We start from the raw sequence: 16,360 nt of genomic DNA, 5'->3' as shown, positions 1-16,360 counted from the left end.
GACAGCACACCCGCATCAATCCTTCCCGTTCAGGGCGCAGGCCTACTGCGTAAAGCCCGTATCTTCAGGAAGATCCCGGCGGGAGGCCTCCCGGCGGGCAAGCTCGTCGCAGCGCTCGTTTTCCTTGTGGCCCGCGTGCCCCTTGAGCCAGTGGAAATGCACTTCATGCCTTGCCAGAAGCTCCGGCATGCGCTTCCACATATCCTGGTTCTTCACCGGCTTTTTCGCCGACGTAAGCCAGTTGTTGCGCTGCCAGTTGTCCAGCCAATGTTCCCGTATGGCCTTGGAGACATACTGCGAATCGGTATAAAGCTCCACGATGCACGGCTCCTTCAGCGCGCCGAGAGCCTCCAGTACGGCCAGTATCTCCATACGGTTGTTCGTGGTACGGGCAAAGCCGCCGCTCATTTCCCGGCGCGCCGTCCCCTGCGCTCCCTCACAGGAAAGCACCGCCGCCCAGCCTCCCGGCCCGGGATTGCCGAGGCAGGAGCCGTCGGTATGGATGGTCACCGTTTTCATGCTCACTCCCGTTCCCCGGCGGCAAGGCGCGCGGCCCGGATATGGTCCTTGCCGTTGTTATGCAGGAGGTACTGGGACGTATAGTAGAAATCCATGAGCTTCTGGCGCATGGCCGCCGCCCGCTCCGGCTCTTCCTGCCTGAGGTCGCGGGGATTGTTGTCCGCCGTGTGCTCATTCAGAAGATACAGGGCATCTCCCCGGGGACGTATGGCATACACATAGCCGTCTTCCAGAAGATAGCGGGTATGGTCGCTGTCGCTGATGAAGGCCACGGCGTCCCTGTCGTTTTCCGGGTCGAGCAGGTTGCGGCCCAGGGTATTGGTGTAGTAGTCCAGCCCGGCAAGGGAAGCCATGGTGGGCAGAACGTCCGGCTGCACATGCGGGGCCTCGTTCACGCCCGGGGCTACCTGGCCGCCGGGGGCGTAGATGAGAAGCGGAATGTGCCAGGCCTGAAGGTTGCAGGAACGCACGGCAGGCGTGATGTTGGTGGAATTGTTGTTCAGGCCGTGGTCGCCGAAAACGGCGAACACCGTGTCGTTGAACCAGGGTTCCTTTGAGGCCTTCTCAAAGAAGCGGCGCAGGGCATGGTCGGAAAGATGCAGGGAGCGGTATTCCTCGGCGCTCTCATAACCGTACCAGGCAAGGGCTTCCGGCGAAGGGTCGGGTGGGGAAACATAGCCCTCGTTGTCGTCCGGTATGGTGTAGGGACGATGGAAGGAGGCGGACTGTATCACGGCGATGAAGGGCTTGGGACTCTGGTCGAGCACCCCCACGGCCTCACGGAACATGGCGATATCGGACACTCCCCACACGTCGGTGTTGGGGGCCTCCCAGGCCGATTCCTCCAGAAGATGCAGATCCTCCACATTGTGCTGGAGCATGCCCCGGATATTGGCCCAGTTGGCGTTGCCGCCGATCATGTAGTATTTTTCGTAGCCCTTGAACTCGTTGAACACGGTAGACTGATCCACGAGCCGGGGATTGCGCGACGTGGTGCCGCCGGAATGGTTCACGTCCGGCACGCCGCTTATGGTGGTGAACACGGCGCGGGCCGTGGTGCGCGTGGGCGCGTAGAAATTGGGGAAGTAGAGACTCTTTGCCGCAAGCTCTTTGAGGAAGGGCGTGGGGTCTATGTCCTTTCCCAGGGAAGCAGGCATGGAAGGAGCGAGGGAGGTACGCTCCCAGCAGAGCGACTCCATGATGATGACGACGATATTGGGGCGCTTCTCCATCTCCCTGCCGGGGAAATGCCGCAGATAGGTCAGCGGAGGCTCCCCTTCCGGCACACGCAGGTATGCAGCCATGCGCGGCCAGGCCTCCCGCGTGGCCTTCTCATTCGGGGGAATGGCCTTGCCGAAGTTGCGGGTGTCAAAGAGGTTCTGGATGGGGTTCACGGCCAGAAGCGCGATGTTCTTGTCGGAACTGAAGTATGCGTTGCTCCAGCGCAGGGGGAAGAAATTCGAGCTTATCTGCCCGTAGCCCACGACAAAAAGCATGACGAGGGAGGAAACCGTGATAAGGGCGCGCCATTTGCGGCTGCACCCGTCTCCGCCTTTTTTCGGGCGGATGGGGAAAGGAACGTGAGTGCGCAGAAAGGCCGAAAAAAGCCACACATACAGCGCGACGCAGGCGGCGAAGGCCGCAGCGATGAGCAGTACCGGGTAGCTCTGCCACACCATGCGCACGGATTCCGAAGGATCTTCCAGAAAGACCTTGGCCCCCATGTCGATATGCTGGTGCAGGTAGAAAAAGAAACCGAAATCAAAAATGTGGATCAGCATGGCCCCGGCGGCCATGATCCCCGTGACGAGGCAAAGCACGCGGCGGGCCGTGGAAGAACCCTCGCGCGAGACGGCACGCTCAAGCTTCGGCCAGAGCAGACAGAAGGCCAGGGGAAGAGTCATGAACACGGCCATGCGGGCATCGAACTTGAGCCCTATGTACAGTGCATGCGGAATATGCCCTCTTTCAGTGATATCGGGCAGAAGAAAGTATAAAAGCGCCAGCCTCGCGGCAAAAAACAGCACCGTGTTCGCCAGAATGAACAGGGCGATATCCACCATGGGCTGGAACGCTGCAAAAACATGACGACGGAAACTCATAATTGCTCCTTGGGGGGAGGGGGCCTCGGACAGGAAGTCTACACGCGGTCCGCGTACAGCCGTTCGAGGAATTCTTCCATCACATCATCCATACGGCTGATGAACTGATTGAGCTTAAAGGTTCGGCGGCAGGAGGAGCACTGCATATACGCCTCATGACATGTGCGGCGTATATCCAGCGGCGCTCCACATTCCGGGCACGAAAGAGTAGTTCTCGCTTCACGAGGAGCAAAATAAAAAGCCATGACGACTCCGTAAATAATGGTCTTGTACAGTTCAAAAAGTTCAGAGCAGGCTGATACGGCCCTAAAGGGCATGGACCTTTGCCCTCACACTCCGAAACAGACGGAAAAGGCAGAGTTCCCTACAATGCCTGACGATAGCGCAGGGACTGGCGCAAGGTTTCCCTGTCCATATACTTCACCTCCGCTCCCAGAGGTATACCCTGGGCGAGACGGGTGACGCGCACTTCGGGAAAACACGCATTCACCTGATCTTTGACAAAGGTGGCCGTGGCCTCGGCTTCCGCCGTGGCCCCCAGGGCAAGGATGAGCTCCTTTACCCTGCCTTCGGCAAGGCGGGAACGCAGGCGCTCCATGTCCAGCATGTCCGCAGGGCTGTGATCCAGCGGGGCAAGAAGTCCTCCCAGGATCATATAATACCCCCGGTAGAAGTTGCCTTCCTCCATGGTAAGCATACTGTCCCATTCAGCCACAAGGCAGAGCTCGCTTTCGTCGCGCTCCTTATCCGCACAGATGGGACAGGGGTCGGAATCCGAAAGGCCGCCGCAACGGCTGCAAAGATGCAGCGTGTCGCGCAGTTCATACACCCCCTTGCCCAGCCTGCGCACTTCGGCCTCAGGCCATTTGAGCAGCGTCATGGCGGCGCGCATGGCTGACTTGGGCCCGAAGCCGGGCAGACGGGCGAGCTGATCCACAAGATTTTTCAACGGTTCAGGAATGCGCTGCACGGATATTTCCTTTTTCAAAAAACTTCCCTGAAGGGAAAAAGTGCCCCGCCACAGCGGAAAAACCGCCGTGACGGGAAAAAGAGGCGGGCAAAAAGTCCCTACTGAACGAGCTTTCCCAGGCGGCTGAAGCGCGGGGTATGGGTATTGGCGTCCCACGACCAGTAGATGCGCCAGGCCTTGCCGTGAATATAGGAACGGGGTACGGCACCCCAGTCGCGGGAGTCGTCGGAGTTGTCGCGGTTGTCTCCCATGACGAAATAACTGTCTTCCGGCACGGTGAAGGGGCCCACATTGTCGAGCCTGCCGATGACGTTGGGGTAAAGCTGCTGAATATAATCTTCCTTCACCGGTTCGCCGTTCCTGTAGAACTGCTTGTTGCGCATTTCCACCACATCGCCGGGCAGACCCACCACGCGCTTGATGAAGTCGGTATCCGGGTCCTTGGGATACTTGAACACGATGATATCCCCGATCTGCGGGTCGCTTCCCCGGAAGAGATACTTGTCGGTAAAAGGTATCTTCACCCCGTATACGAACTTGTTGACGAGCACATAATCGCCGATCTGTACGGTCTGAAGCATGGACCCCGAGGGAATGGTGTAGGCCTGAAGAACAAAGGTGCGGATGATGACGGCCAGAATCACCGCCGTGAGCAGAGCTTCGCCATAGTCGCGGATGATGGAACTGCCTTTTTTGCTTGAATATTCAGACATATCGACAGGCATGGCGCAAAGGCCGCGGTTGAAGGTACAGGAAAAGGAGGAACGAGCGGAGAGTAGCACGGCCCGAAAGGACGCGCAAGGCGGCATTTTCCGCTGTTTTTTCCACAGGTAACACAGCACTCACCCTCTCGCGCCCTTGCGCGGCCCCGGCAAGTGTGGCAGATTGAAGGCTCATTCCAAAGGAAACGGAGAATTTTCCATGAGCCATATACCCCAGGGTTTCCGCCTCGGCGCGGCCAACGCCGATTTCCGCGGCAAGCATCTTGAACGCAACGACCTTTCCCTTGTTTTCAGCGATATTCCCGCCACCGCCGCCGGTGTGTTCACCACCAACCTTTTCCGTGCCGCCCCTGTGCTCGTCTCGGAGGAACATATCGCATCCTCCGGCGAAGCGGGAGTGCGCGGCGTGCTGTTCAATTCCGGCCAGGCCAACGCCTGCACCGGCGAACAGGGTAGGGAAAACTGCCTGCGCACCCTCGACATGGTGAGCGAAGAACTCGGCAAAGCCGGAGAAAAGGTATCTCCCGAAAGCCTGCTGCCCGCCTCCACGGGCGTTATCGGCGCGCAGATGCCCATGGACAAATGGGCCGCCGCCGTGCCCGCCCTGGTGGCTTCCCTGGGACATGTGGACCTGGAAGGCCTTGCCCGTGCCATGATGACTACCGACGCCTTCCCCAAAATGGCAGACCGCTCCCTCACCCTTAAAGGCGGCACCGTACTGCTTGCCGGTGTCGCCAAGGGGGCCGGCATGATCTGCCCCAACATGGCCACCATGCTTTCCCTCGTCATGTGCGACGCGAAGGTGGAACCTTCCGCCTGGCGCGCCATGTTCCGCCGCGCGGCCGACGCCACCTTCAACCGCGTGAGCGTGGACGGCGACACTTCCACCAACGACTCCCTCTACGGCCTTGCAAACGGTGCTTCCGGCGTAGCCGTCGAGCCGGAGGAAATTCCCCTTCTGGAAGCCTCCCTCACCGAGGTGCTGGGAGAGCTGGCCTACATGCTGGTGAAGGACGGTGAAGGGGCGACGAAGGTAATGCACATCCATGTCACGGGCGCTTCCTGCGACGCGGATGCGGAAAAAGTGGCCCGCACCATAGGCCATTCGCAGCTTGTGAAGACTGCCATGTTCGGGCGCGACCCCAACTGGGGCCGCATTGTGGCCGCCGCCGGCCGCGCGGGCGTGGCTTTCGACCCCATGGCCCTCCGCGTGACGCTCTGCGGCGTGGAACTTTTCCGCGACGGGCGCCCCACCGACCTTGACTTCGACGCTCTTCTGGAAGAACCGCTCAAGGCTGTTGATCTTCCCCTGGAAGTGTCCCTAGGCAATGGCCCGGGCGAATCCCGCCTGCTCGCTTCCGACCTGTCCCACGGCTACGTTTCCCTCAATTCCGACTATCGCTCCTGAAAGGCGGCACGGCATGGTCATAGGCGTTCTCACCGTGGAATACGCGCTGCACGGCAACGATTCCCTCAAGGGGAAACGCCGCGTGGCCAACAGCCTGAAACAGAAGGTGCGCAACACCTTCAATGTGGCCATTGCCGAAGCCGGCACCGAGGAATCCCTGGTGAGGCTCCGGCTTCAGGTGGTTTCCGTGAGCAACAGCGAAAGGCACATGCAGTCGCGCATGGACAAATGCCTGCTCATGATGGAAGCCGTATGCGAAGAAGAAATGGTCTACAGCGACCTTGAGTTTTTCTATGATGACTGAACCTTCCGTTCCTGAAGAACTGCTCTCCGCACTCAGGAAGCATCAACGGGTGCTCATCGCGGCCCACACGAACCCCGACCCGGACGCCATGGGCTCCTGCCTGGCTCTGGCCTGGGCGTTGCGCTCCATCGGCGCAGACGCGCTGGTCTTCAATGAAGACGGCCTGCCCGAACGCCTGCGCTTCCTTACCCTTCCCGGACCGGTGCTCTCCAGCCTGGAAAGCCTGCCCTGCGAACCCGACCTTGTGGCCTGCCTTGACTGCGGGGACAGGGCGCGCCTCGGCGAGGTATTGCAACCCCTGCTCGACCGCGTACCCAGCGTGAATATCGACCATCATCTTGCCAACCCGCTCTTCGGTACCGAGGCCAACTGGGTGGATCCGGGCATGGCCGCCACAGGAGAAATGATAGCCATGATAGCGAAGGCCCTGCGCTCCACCCTGCACGGGGCGCTGGCCGAAGCTTTGTATGTAGCCATATCCGCCGACACGGGCAATTTCAGCTACGGCAATACTACTGCCGGGGCGCTGCGCATGGTGGCGGAGATGGTGGAAGAAGGGCTGGACATATCCCTCCTGCGCGAAAAAATGGAAAACAACTGGAGCGAAACGCGGCTCCGCCTGTGGGGCCGCCTCATGCAGGACGCCCTCATTCTCGAAGAAGGCCGACTCGCCGTTTCCCTCATCACCCGCGACACCCTGCGCGAATGCAACGCAACCCGCGACGATACCGAAGGCTTCGTGGAGCAGCTGCGTCGTCTCCGCGGGGTTCGCGTGGCTCTTATGCTGCGTGAGGAAGAAAAGGACGGCAAAGTCCAGACCAAGGCCAGCCTGCGTTCCTCCGGCAAGGACAATGTGCGCGACGTGGCTGCCCAGTTCGGCGGCGGCGGACACCGCAACGCTGCCGGCGCCACGCTCCCGCTCGACGCCGAAAAGGCCCTCACCGTCATGCAACCTTATATCCGGTTCGTGTGGAACCGGGTGAAATAGGCCTCCGATACTGCGGATGCCGTGCCTGCAAAGGCACGGCCTGCCCGCGCTCGGCGCAGAGGCTCCCGCAGCGTGCCGGTTCCCTCCCACACGGGCCTGCACCGGCATACGCTTCAAGATCAAACCGCGATACAAAGGCCCGGATCGCGTCACAAGCCCGGGAACAGCCATGAAAGACATTCATTTTCACAAAATGCACGGCTGCGGCAACGACTTCATCTTCATCGACAACAGAGAAGCGAAGGTGAGCGTGCCGGAAATGGCGTCATGGACAAAAACGCTGTGCCACCGTAAAACAGGCATAGGCGCCGACGGCCTGCTCTTTCTCGACCGTACACCCGAAGGACGGAAAGGCGACTTCATCTGGCATTTCTACAACGCGGACGGTTCCCGCGCGGAAATGTGCGGCAACGCCTCGCGGTGCGCCTCCTGGCTGGCCGTGGATCTCGGCCTCGCCGGCAGAACACTGTGCTTCGGCACGGACGCAGGCATCATCCATGCCAGTGTGGACGTAGAGCACATGCGCGCCCGCGTGGAGCTCACGCGCCCGCAAGGCATGGCGCTGCACACTCCCCTCGAAGTGGAGGGCAAAACCTATGATGTCCATTTCGTCAATACTGGCGTACCCCATGCCGTCCTCCTTTGCGAGGACTGCGACAGGGTAGACGTGGAACATCTCGGGCGTCTGTTCCGCTATCATGAGCACTTCGCCCCGAAGGGAACAAACGTGAACTTCGTCACCGTCACCGGCAGGGGTTCCCTCCATGTGCGAACCTATGAACGCGGCGTGGAAGGGGAAACTCTGGCCTGCGGCACAGGAGCGGCGGCTTCCACTTGTATCGCTCATGCACTTGGCTTGACGGATTGCAGCGTCAATGTCACTACTTCAGGAAAGGAACTCTTGGGCATTGAACTTGTGGACGGTTCCGTCTTCCTGTCCGGCGCCGTGGCCCGCGTCTTTACAGGCGTCCTCGACCCTTCCCTGTTCAGCCTTTTGAAATTCTGACCGTCCGGGGCCCAGTCGTCTGGAAATTTTCTTCATCCATCTATCCCGCTCGGAGAAAAGTATGTTTCACGGAACGATAACTGCACTGCTTACCCCGTTCAAGAACGGCACCATCGACGAAGAAGCCTACCGCGCCCACATCGAATGGCAGCTTGAACAGGGCGTAAACGGCGTGGTGCCCTGCGGCACCACCGGCGAATCCGCCACCATGAGCCATGCGGAACACGAATCCGCCATACGCATCTGCATTGATCAGGTGAAGGGTCGCGTGCCCGTCATCGCCGGCTCCGGCTCCAATAATACCGCAGAGGCCATCAGCCTCACCCGCTTTGCCAAGAATGCCGGTGCCGACGCCGCCCTGCTCATTTCCCCCTACTACAACAAGCCCACGCAGGAAGGCATCTACCAGCACTTCAAGGCTATCAACGACGAAGTGTCCCTGCCCATGTTCGTATACAACGTGCCCGGTCGCACCGGCTCCAACGTGCTGCCCGCCACGCAGGCCCGTATGGCCCGCGAACTGGAACATGTCATAGGCTGCAAGGAAGCCACCGCCAACCTGGTGCAGGTTTCCAACATCCTTGAACAGTGCCCTGAAGATTACATCCTGCTTTCCGGCGACGATTTCACCGTCCTGCCCACCTACGCAGTGGGCGGCAAGGGCGTCATATCCGTCACGGCCAACGTGCTGCCGGACATGATGAGTGCCCTCACCGCCGCCTGCGAACGCGGCGATTACGAAGAAGCACGCCGCCTGCACTTCGCCCTGGAACCCATGAACCGCGCCATGTTCGCGGAAAGCAATCCCATTCCCTGCAAGACGGCTCTCTCCCTCATGGGCCGCATGAGCCCCGATGTACGCCTGCCTCTCTGCCAGCCCTCTGAAAGCACCGTGAAGCTTCTGCGCGAAGTTCTCGCTTCCTACGGCAGAATCTAAATTTCCGGCCCCGCGCCGGGTAACGGTTCCGTCCGCAAAAAGGGCGCTCCCCGGTGGGGAGCGCCCTTTTTGTGCCTTCAGCGGAAAATCCCCGCCCCGGTTCCGCACATCTTTCTGCCGTGTCCTACCCCAAAAATGCTGAAAAATTTTTTCTTATCAGGAATTATTCTTGACAAGAGATCAATCCATGCTCATATTGTTTTCAACAACAATGCTTCAGGAAGCACGAATGTCCGCCGCTTCCGAGTTTTCTCCCTCTATCAGGAGTTGACCATGCAGTACAATACCACCGAACAGCTCAAGGCTTTCAGCCGCCTGCCCATAGAATGGAACCTCGACCCCGCCGATGCCGTGACTCTTTACCTGGAGTGGGGCAACAACGACTGGAGGGCCGAGCATCCTCCCGTCCGCTCCAAGGACGACTTCGCCCACTACTTCGTGCTCGACAACTGGACCGATCGCCCCACGCTGCGCCTTGTGATGCGCAATTCTGAAGCTACGGAAGACCTGTGGGTATCCCCCCTGCCCAAGGAACTGGAAAACAACTTCCACAAGGAATTCGGTTCGCTGAAGGGCGTATTTATGCCTTCCGACCCCATGAAGGACTGGCTGCGGGAAAAACTTTACGCCGCATAATATCTCCCTCATCTCTCCGCCGGAAAGGCCCGCCTGGTGCACGCACGCGCCGGGCGGGCCTTTCCACCAGGGGGCAATTCCGCCTCCCGGCCCTCCCCGCGGGGCGAAAGGGCCGCACCCTTCCGGGAAAACGGCATAAAAACGCCCCTGGCGCAACGCCGGGCGTGGGAAGCGGCTCTTGCTTCCGGCGCAAAGCTGTGTTAAATTCTTCGCCTTGCAGTATACATGGCTCTTTCGTGCGAGAGTGGCGAAACTGGCATACGCACTGGATTTAGGATCCAGCGGAGCAATCCTTGAGAGTTCAAGCCTCTCCTCTCGCACCATTTTTGCGCCATTCCTCTGCCTTCCGGCAAGGCCGGGCAGATCATTTATAAGGAGTTTTACCGCTATGGCTCACAGCATCGAAGTCGTTTCCCCTGTTTCCCGCAAAATCAGCGTGACCGTCCCGGCCGAGGAGGTCAATGCCGCTCTCAACGCCGCCGCCCGTGAAGTGGGCGCTTCCGTCACGCTGCCCGGCTTCCGCAAGGGCAAGGCTCCCGTTTCCGTCATTGAAAAGCGTTTTGCCGGGGAAGTGCTTTCCCGCGCCTCCGAGACACTGGTGGAACGCCGCGTGGCCGATATCCTGAAGGAAGAAGATCTCAAGCCTCTCTCCCGCCTGGACTACAACGGAGATCAGATCGTCCGCGGCAAGGACTTCTCCTTCTCCTTCTCCTTTGAAACCCTGCCCGACGGTATCCGTCTCCCCGAAGACCTTTCCGCCCTCAGCGTGGAAATGGATTCCTCCGAAGCCACGGAAGAAGAAATCGACGCCTTCACGAAGCGCCTTCTGAAGAGCACAGCCTCTCTGGAAGAAGTGAAGGAAGTCCGCCTGCCTGAAAACGGCGACATTGTCACCATCGACGTGGACGGCGAAGTGGACGGCAAGAGCGTGCCCGGCATGAAGGTGGAAAACTACAGTATCCAGCTTTCCGAACCCGCCGAAGGCAAGGAGCTCTCCGAGCTTGACAAGATCATCCGCGGCCTGCATGCGGGCGAAGAAGGCACCGGCACCATGGTCTGCCCCGAAGACCACATCGACGAAAGCCTGCGCGGCAAGACGGTGAACCTCACCGTGAAGCTCAACAAGATCAGCCGCGAGATTCTGCCCGAACTCGATGATGACTACGCCAAGAAGCTGGGCTTCTCGGATCTGGCTCCGCTGAAGAAGATGCTTGCCGACCAGGCCAGCCACAACAAGATTTCCGCCGCCCGCAGCGCTGCCGAGCAGAAGCTCATCGCTTCCGTGCTGGAAGGCCAGGATTTCCCCCTGCCCGAAGCCGTGGTCAAGAATCAGCAGGTTGAATACGAAAACGAAATACGCGACTATCTCGGCCAGCAGGGTCTGGACAAGGCCGCCATCGACGACAGCATCAAGAACATGGAAGGCGAAATCCGCACCCGCGGCGAAGAACGCGCCCGCGTGCAGGTGTTCCTCACCGCCCTCGCCCGCCGTGAAAAGCTCGAAGTTTCCGCGCAGGAAGTGGACATGCAGATCATGCAAATGGCCCGCGAATACAAGCAGGACTTCCGCAAGCTGCGCGAAGCCCTCTATCAGAACGGCGCCGTCAACGACATTCAGGACCGCATGTTGAACGGCAAGGCCATGAACCTCATGTTCGACAAGGCCCAGAAAGTCGCTCCCGCCGAAGCCAAGGCCGAATAACGGATCAGAAAAAGCTTCCCCGGCCCAGCGGCCGGGGAATTCCTTTCTTAAGGCGGCGTGCCTCTGCATCCTGCCGGATCCCGCCATGCCGGACTCTTCCGCGCACGGCGCAACAGCGCGTTTTCCCTGTACCGGGGCTCGGGAGACCGACGACTCCATGAAAACGCTCCAAGGAGCCTTTACATGACTATCCCCTTTGTCATTGAATCCACCGGACGCGGAGAACGCTCGTACGATATTTACTCCCGTCTGCTCAAGGACCGCATCGTTCTTCTCTGCGACGAGGTCAGCGACGCCACGGCCTCGCTCATCTGTGCCCAGTTGCTTTTTCTGGAATCGCAGGATCCAGAAAAAGAAATAAGCCTGTACATCAACAGCCCCGGCGGGTCGGTCACGGCGGGCATGGCCATTTACGACACCATGCAGTTCATCGCTCCTCCCGTGGCCACGCTGTGTATAGGACAGGCCGCCAGCATGGGAGCCTTCCTTCTGGCGGGCGGCGCGAAGGGCATGCGCTACAGCCTGCCCAACAGCCGCATCATGATACACCAGCCCTCCGCCGGCGTGCAGGGTCAGATCACGGACATGGACATTCATGTACGCGAAGGCCTGCGCCTCAAGAAAAACCTGAACCGCATTCTTGCGGAAAACACCGGCAACTCCATCTCCCGTATTGCCGCGGCTACCGAGCGCGACAACTTCATGTCGGCCGAGGAAGCTCTCAAGTTCGGCATCATCGACCGCATTCTCTCCTCCCGCCGCGACGTGGCGGACAAGGCAGGGCAGCAGGCATGAGCGACGAACAGAAGGAAATGCGCTGCTCCTTCTGCGGGAAGAGCAGCTCTGAAGTGCGCCACTTCGTCACGCAGGGCAAGGTATGCATCTGCGATGAATGTGTGGCCGCCTGCTCCGAAATCATAGCTGAGCAGGACAACCTGGAGAGGAATACTTCCGAGGCGAGGAACACTCCGCCTTCCCCCCGGGATCTCGGCGACCGCCTTCAGGATATATCCGGGCAGGGCATTGAAGAGCCCGAGGGCCTGCTCACGCCGCAGCAGATCAAAGCCAGACTCGACGATTACGTCATAGGTCAGGAACGCGCCAAAAAAATTCTTTCCGTGGCCGTACACAACCACTACAAGCGCGTGTTCCATGCCGGAGCCATAGAAGGTGTGGAGCTTGAGAAGAGCAATATTCTTCTTCTCGGTCCCTCTGGCAGCGGCAAGACACTGCTTGCCCGCACCCTCGCCCGCGTGCTCAAGGTGCCCTTCGCCATTGCCGACGCCACCACGCTCACCGAAGCCGGTTATGTGGGCGAAGACGTGGAAAATATCCTCGTACAGCTTCTCCAGAACGCCGACTACGACCTTGACGCCGCCTGCAAGGGCATTATCTATATCGACGAAATCGACAAGATTTCCCGCAAGGCCGACGGCCCGTCCATCACCCGCGACGTGTCCGGCGAAGGCGTGCAGCAGGCTCTTTTAAAAATCATCGAAGGTACGGTGGCCAATATTCCGCCCAAGGGAGGACGCAAGCACCCGCAGCAGGAGTTCATCCGCATGGATACCTCGAACATCCTGTTCATCATGGGCGGTGCGTTCATCGGGCTGGAAAAGCTGGTGGAATCGCGTTCGCGCGGCTCCAGCATGGGGTTCGGGGCGCATATCGAGAAAAAGAGCGAACACCGCCTAGGAGAACTTCTCGATCAGGTAGTCCCCACCGATCTCGTGCAGTTCGGACTTATCCCCGAATTCATCGGACGTATCCCGGTCATCACCCATGTGGAAGAGCTCAGTGTGGACGACCTTCTGCGCGTCATGACGGAGCCGAAGAATGCCCTGGTCAAGCAGTACCAGAAGCTCTTTGAGCTGGACGGCGTGACGTTGCGTTTTGAAGACGAAGCCCTACGCGCCGTGGCTGAAAAGGCATTGGAAAACAAAACGGGCGCGCGCGGCCTGCGCAATGTGCTGGAAAACGTGATGCTCGACATCATGTACGAACTTCCCACTCTCAAGGATGTGACGGAGTGCATCATCACCCGGAGCGTCATTGAAAGCGGGGACAAACCCATCCTGACGCGCAATGCATAGTTTTGCAGGCTCTCCCTTCCCGCCAGGAGACGAGGGCCCTGAACATGCCTGCCGCCTGCGGAGCTAAGCTCCACAGGGTGGAAAAGTTTTTCCCGGGGAGCTTCCCCGGCCCCGGCGATTGCGTTCCTGCCCCTCGGCCTTTCCGACGGCAGGGACGCAATCGCATACCGGGAATATTGAGGTTCTTTATGGCTGAACAGACTCCGCTGGAATTGCCCATCATTACCCTGCGTGAAGTGGTGATGTTCCCTCATGCCGTCATGACGTTCCATGTCGGTCGTTCGGCTTCGGTGAGCGCCATCAACAGCGCCGTCACCGAATACGACAAGCAGATATTTCTGGTGGCACAGACCAGCGCCGCCATTGAACGTCCCGGACTTTCCGACCTCTTCCAGATAGGGGTGGTCAGCCGAGTGCTGCGTGCCGACCGCCTTCAGGACAATACCATCAAGCTGGTCTGCGAAGGGCTGTACCGCGCCTCGTGGCTGCCTCTGAACGCAAGCTCAGCCTTCGGCGACAGGGCCTTCCCGCGCCTTCGCACCGTGCGCGTGGAGGAAACCATGGAAGAGGACGCCGAGCTTCCCGCCGTGTTGGAGGCGCTCCAGGATTCTCTTTCCGAAGCCTGTCGCCAGAACCGCCGCATCACGCCTGAGCAGCTTGCCGCCTTCGCCCTTCTCGACGATCCGGGGATCCTGGCCGACGCTGTGGCTCCATGCCTCAGGGTAGACTACCTGCACAAGCAGGCCATTCTGGAAACGCTGGATCAGGGCAAACGCCTGCGCCAGGTGTATGAATACCTGGGGGGCGAACTCATCGCCTCCGGCGTGGATAAGACCATCAAAAACCGCGTCAAGGCTCAGATGGAGCAGAATCAGAAGGAGTACTACCTCACCGAGCAGATCAAGGCCATAAACAAGGAGCTCGGCCACGATGACATGCAGGCCGAGATCGTGGAGCTTGAGGAAAAGCTCAAGGCTAAAAACATGCCCGAAGAGGCCCGCGAGCGCGCCCTGCGCGAAGTACGCAAACTCCGACAGATGCCTCCCGCTTCCTCGGAATATGTGGTGGCCAGAAACTATGTGGACTGGATCATCGACCTGCCCTGGAATGAGCTCAAGCCCGTGGATATAGACCTTGCCAAAGCGCGTTCCGTACTCGACGGCGGGCATTTCGGACTGGAAAAGGCCAAGACGCGTATTCTGGAATACCTTGCGGTACAGAAACTTTCCGGTTCCCTCAAGGGCCCCATACTCTGCCTCGTGGGGCCTCCCGGCGTAGGCAAGACCTCTCTTGCAAAATCCATCGCCGAGGCCACGGGCCGCGAGTTCGTGCGCATTTCCCTGGGCGGCGTGCGCGATGAGGCGGAAATACGCGGCCACAGACGCACCTACATCGGCGCCCTGCCCGGCAAGATCATCATGGCCATGAAACGCGCAAAGTCCAACAATCCCCTCTTCTGTCTCGATGAAATCGACAAGATGACGGTGGATTTCAGGGGCGATCCTGCCTCCGCTCTGCTGGAAGTGCTGGATCCGGAACAGAACTGTGCCTTCAACGACCATTACCTCGACATGGATTACGACCTCTCTCAGGTCTTCTTCATCACCACGGCCAACTCCATGCAGAACATCCCCGCACCTCTTCTCGACCGCATGGAGGTACTGGAACTTTCCAGCTACCTGGAAGGGGAAAAAGTGCACATCGCTCGGGATTTCCTGCTTCCCCGACAGTGGAAGCTGCACGGGCTCAAGGCGGAAAACATGAAACTCTCCGACGGAGCGCTTCTTGAGATTATCCGCTCTTACACCCGCGAATCGGGCGTACGCAACCTGGAGCGGCAGATTGCCGCGCTGTGTCGCAAGACGGCCATACGCCTTGTGGACGCGGGGGATACCTCACTTTGCGTGCCCATTGATGAACAAGATTTGGAAGACTTCCTCGGCGTAAAGAAATATCGCTACGACGAAAAGGAGAACCACCCGCAGGCAGGTGTGGCCGCAGGACTCGCCTATACCGGCGCAGGGGGTGATATCCTGTACATCGAAACCGTAGTCATGCCCGGCAACGGCAAGATACAGGTCACCGGCAAGCTCGGCGACGTCATGAAGGAATCCGCCCACGCGGCCTTTTCCTACATCCGTTCCCGCTCCAGCCTGCTCGGCCTGCGTCCCGATTTCTACAAGGACATTGATATCCATGTGCATGTGCCCGAAGGGGCCGTGCCCAAGGACGGCCCTTCCGCAGGCATCACCCTGGCCACGGCGCTCTCTTCCGCCCTGCTCGGCATCCCCGTGCGCGACGACGTGTGCATGACCGGTGAAATCACCCTGCGCGGCCGTGTGCTCGCCATTGGCGGGCTTCGGGAAAAACTGCTCGCCGCCGCCCGCGCGGGCATGAAAACCGTGCTCGTGCCCGCCGACAATGAAAAGGACCTCAAGGAAGTGCCCGAGGAAATTCTTCAGTCCCTGGGCATACGCTTCGTGCGCGACGCGGACGAGGTACTGCCTTTCGCGCTCCTCGCCCCCCGGGAGGAAATTTTCTCCGGCGAAGACTCCCATGCCCTGACCCATTCCCTGCGGGCATCCCGCAGCCTCGGCCAGGATCTCGGCGGCGCCGTGCTGTAGAGCCCGCCGTTTTTCCTCAACCAGCAAAGCCCGTCGATCTCCGGCGGGCTTTGCTGGTTAAAGCAGGTATCATAAAAAGAATGCAGCGCGGAGACACCTTCTCTTGCCTTCGTCGGGTACGGACAGTTCCCCTGTTCCGAAAACACCTCGGATCGGGAAAATTATCCCTCAATACGGGATTGGCTTCCTCAGGCAGGAGCTTTCGCCCGCAGCAAATACACTTCAGACCTTCCTGAAAAGAAATCGCAATACTACGTCGATACCATAAGGAAAATTTTCTCAAACGTATTCTTCTGAAGAACTTCTCGTTCCCAAGGTACAAGCATGGGGAATTATAACCATCTTTTTT

At 59.5% G+C, this 16,360-nt stretch carries 15 protein-coding genes and 1 tRNA gene; 11 read left to right on the top strand and 5 right to left on the bottom strand.

The window, feature by feature from the left end; genetic code table 11:
• Positions 1–42: 42 nt before the first annotated feature.
• From rnhA to lepB, 5 genes are all read right to left on the bottom strand, one after another.
• Positions 43–525 carry a ribonuclease HI gene (gene rnhA, locus K8W16_RS01470; RefSeq protein ID WP_304120527.1) on the bottom strand — a complete coding sequence of 161 codons (483 nt, stop codon included), beginning with the start codon at positions 523–525 and terminating at the stop codon, positions 43–45.
• Positions 522–2,621, bottom strand: a complete 2,100-nt coding sequence (locus tag K8W16_RS01465) for an LTA synthase family protein (RefSeq protein ID WP_304120526.1) — start codon at positions 2,619–2,621, stop codon at positions 522–524. Before K8W16_RS01465 ends, rnhA begins: the two co-directional genes overlap by 4 nt.
• Positions 2,622–2,659: 38 nt before the next feature.
• A complete protein-coding gene (locus K8W16_RS01460; protein ID WP_294555044.1) occupies positions 2,660–2,866 on the bottom strand; it encodes a dual CXXC motif small (seleno)protein in 207 nt (68 codons plus the stop codon).
• Positions 2,867–2,985: 119 nt separating this feature from the next.
• A complete protein-coding gene (gene recR / locus K8W16_RS01455) occupies positions 2,986–3,591 on the bottom strand; it encodes a recombination mediator RecR (RefSeq protein WP_304120524.1) in 606 nt (201 codons plus the stop codon).
• 98 nt (positions 3,592–3,689) lie between these two features.
• Positions 3,690–4,304 carry a signal peptidase I gene (gene lepB / locus K8W16_RS01450; protein ID WP_304120523.1) on the bottom strand — a complete coding sequence of 205 codons (615 nt, stop codon included), beginning with the start codon at positions 4,302–4,304 and terminating at the stop codon, positions 3,690–3,692.
• A 208-nt stretch (positions 4,305–4,512) separates the two neighbouring features.
• Here lepB and argJ point away from each other — a divergent pair, with 208 nt between their 5' ends.
• From argJ to lon, 11 genes are all read left to right on the top strand, one after another.
• Positions 4,513–5,721, top strand: coding sequence for a bifunctional glutamate N-acetyltransferase/amino-acid acetyltransferase ArgJ (argJ, locus tag K8W16_RS01445; RefSeq protein ID WP_304120521.1), 1,209 nt, complete (start codon positions 4,513–4,515; stop codon positions 5,719–5,721).
• 13 nt (positions 5,722–5,734) lie between these two features.
• A complete protein-coding gene (locus K8W16_RS01440) occupies positions 5,735–6,025 on the top strand; it encodes a DUF503 domain-containing protein (protein WP_294445729.1) in 291 nt (96 codons plus the stop codon).
• Entirely contained in the window at positions 6,015–7,013 is a 999-nt protein-coding gene (locus tag K8W16_RS01435) for a bifunctional oligoribonuclease/PAP phosphatase NrnA (protein WP_304120519.1), read from the top strand. Before K8W16_RS01440 ends, K8W16_RS01435 begins: the two co-directional genes overlap by 11 nt.
• Before the next feature lie 169 nt (positions 7,014–7,182).
• On the top strand, positions 7,183–8,019 hold the full coding sequence (gene dapF, locus K8W16_RS01430; protein ID WP_304120517.1) for a diaminopimelate epimerase: 837 nt from the start codon (positions 7,183–7,185) through the stop codon (positions 8,017–8,019).
• 61 nt (positions 8,020–8,080) lie between these two features.
• Positions 8,081–8,956, top strand: a complete 876-nt coding sequence (gene dapA, locus K8W16_RS01425; RefSeq protein WP_304120515.1) for a 4-hydroxy-tetrahydrodipicolinate synthase — start codon at positions 8,081–8,083, stop codon at positions 8,954–8,956.
• A gap of 273 nt (positions 8,957–9,229) precedes the next feature.
• Positions 9,230–9,592 carry a DVU0772 family protein gene (locus K8W16_RS01420; RefSeq protein WP_304120514.1) on the top strand — a complete coding sequence of 121 codons (363 nt, stop codon included), beginning with the start codon at positions 9,230–9,232 and terminating at the stop codon, positions 9,590–9,592.
• A 238-nt stretch (positions 9,593–9,830) separates the two neighbouring features.
• Positions 9,831–9,915, top strand: a tRNA-Leu gene (locus K8W16_RS01415).
• Between the two features lie 65 nt (positions 9,916–9,980).
• A complete protein-coding gene (gene tig, locus K8W16_RS01410) occupies positions 9,981–11,294 on the top strand; it encodes a trigger factor (RefSeq protein ID WP_304120512.1) in 1,314 nt (437 codons plus the stop codon).
• 183 nt (positions 11,295–11,477) lie between these two features.
• Entirely contained in the window at positions 11,478–12,089 is a 612-nt protein-coding gene (gene clpP / locus K8W16_RS01405; protein ID WP_304120510.1) for an ATP-dependent Clp endopeptidase proteolytic subunit ClpP, read from the top strand.
• The gene (gene clpX / locus K8W16_RS01400) at positions 12,086–13,387 is read left to right on the top strand and encodes an ATP-dependent Clp protease ATP-binding subunit ClpX (RefSeq protein WP_304120508.1); all 1,302 of its coding nucleotides are present in this window, start codon (positions 12,086–12,088) and stop codon (positions 13,385–13,387) included. Before clpP ends, clpX begins: the two co-directional genes overlap by 4 nt.
• Positions 13,388–13,575: 188 nt before the next feature.
• A complete protein-coding gene (lon, locus tag K8W16_RS01395) occupies positions 13,576–16,011 on the top strand; it encodes an endopeptidase La (protein ID WP_304120506.1) in 2,436 nt (811 codons plus the stop codon).
• Positions 16,012–16,360: the final 349 nt, after the last annotated feature.

The organism is Mailhella massiliensis, from assembly GCF_020741395.1.
Taxonomy (GTDB): Bacteria; Desulfobacterota; Desulfovibrionia; order Desulfovibrionales; family Desulfovibrionaceae; genus Mailhella; species Mailhella massiliensis_A.
This window is presented reverse-complemented; position numbering and strand designations above follow the sequence as displayed.

What these genes read in the sequence shown, in the direction of transcription:
- K8W16_RS01465 (WP_304120526.1), bottom strand. Translation starts at nt 2,621, where the DNA reads ATGAGTTTCCGTCGTCATGTTTTTGCAGCGTTCCAGCCCATGGTGGAT.
- K8W16_RS01460 (WP_294555044.1), bottom strand. Translation starts at nt 2,866, where the DNA reads ATGGCTTTTTATTTTGCTCCTCGTGAAGCGAGAACTACTCTTTCGTGC.
- lepB (WP_304120523.1), bottom strand. Translation starts at nt 4,304, where the DNA reads ATGTCTGAATATTCAAGCAAAAAAGGCAGTTCCATCATCCGCGACTAT.
- argJ (WP_304120521.1), top strand. Translation starts at nt 4,513, where the DNA reads ATGAGCCATATACCCCAGGGTTTCCGCCTCGGCGCGGCCAACGCCGAT.
- K8W16_RS01440 (WP_294445729.1), top strand. Translation starts at nt 5,735, where the DNA reads ATGGTCATAGGCGTTCTCACCGTGGAATACGCGCTGCACGGCAACGAT.
- K8W16_RS01435 (WP_304120519.1), top strand. Translation starts at nt 6,015, where the DNA reads ATGATGACTGAACCTTCCGTTCCTGAAGAACTGCTCTCCGCACTCAGG.
- dapF (WP_304120517.1), top strand. Translation starts at nt 7,183, where the DNA reads ATGAAAGACATTCATTTTCACAAAATGCACGGCTGCGGCAACGACTTC.
- dapA (WP_304120515.1), top strand. Translation starts at nt 8,081, where the DNA reads ATGTTTCACGGAACGATAACTGCACTGCTTACCCCGTTCAAGAACGGC.
- K8W16_RS01420 (WP_304120514.1), top strand. Translation starts at nt 9,230, where the DNA reads ATGCAGTACAATACCACCGAACAGCTCAAGGCTTTCAGCCGCCTGCCC.
- tig (WP_304120512.1), top strand. Translation starts at nt 9,981, where the DNA reads ATGGCTCACAGCATCGAAGTCGTTTCCCCTGTTTCCCGCAAAATCAGC.
- clpP (WP_304120510.1), top strand. Translation starts at nt 11,478, where the DNA reads ATGACTATCCCCTTTGTCATTGAATCCACCGGACGCGGAGAACGCTCG.
- clpX (WP_304120508.1), top strand. Translation starts at nt 12,086, where the DNA reads ATGAGCGACGAACAGAAGGAAATGCGCTGCTCCTTCTGCGGGAAGAGC.
- lon (WP_304120506.1), top strand. Translation starts at nt 13,576, where the DNA reads ATGGCTGAACAGACTCCGCTGGAATTGCCCATCATTACCCTGCGTGAA.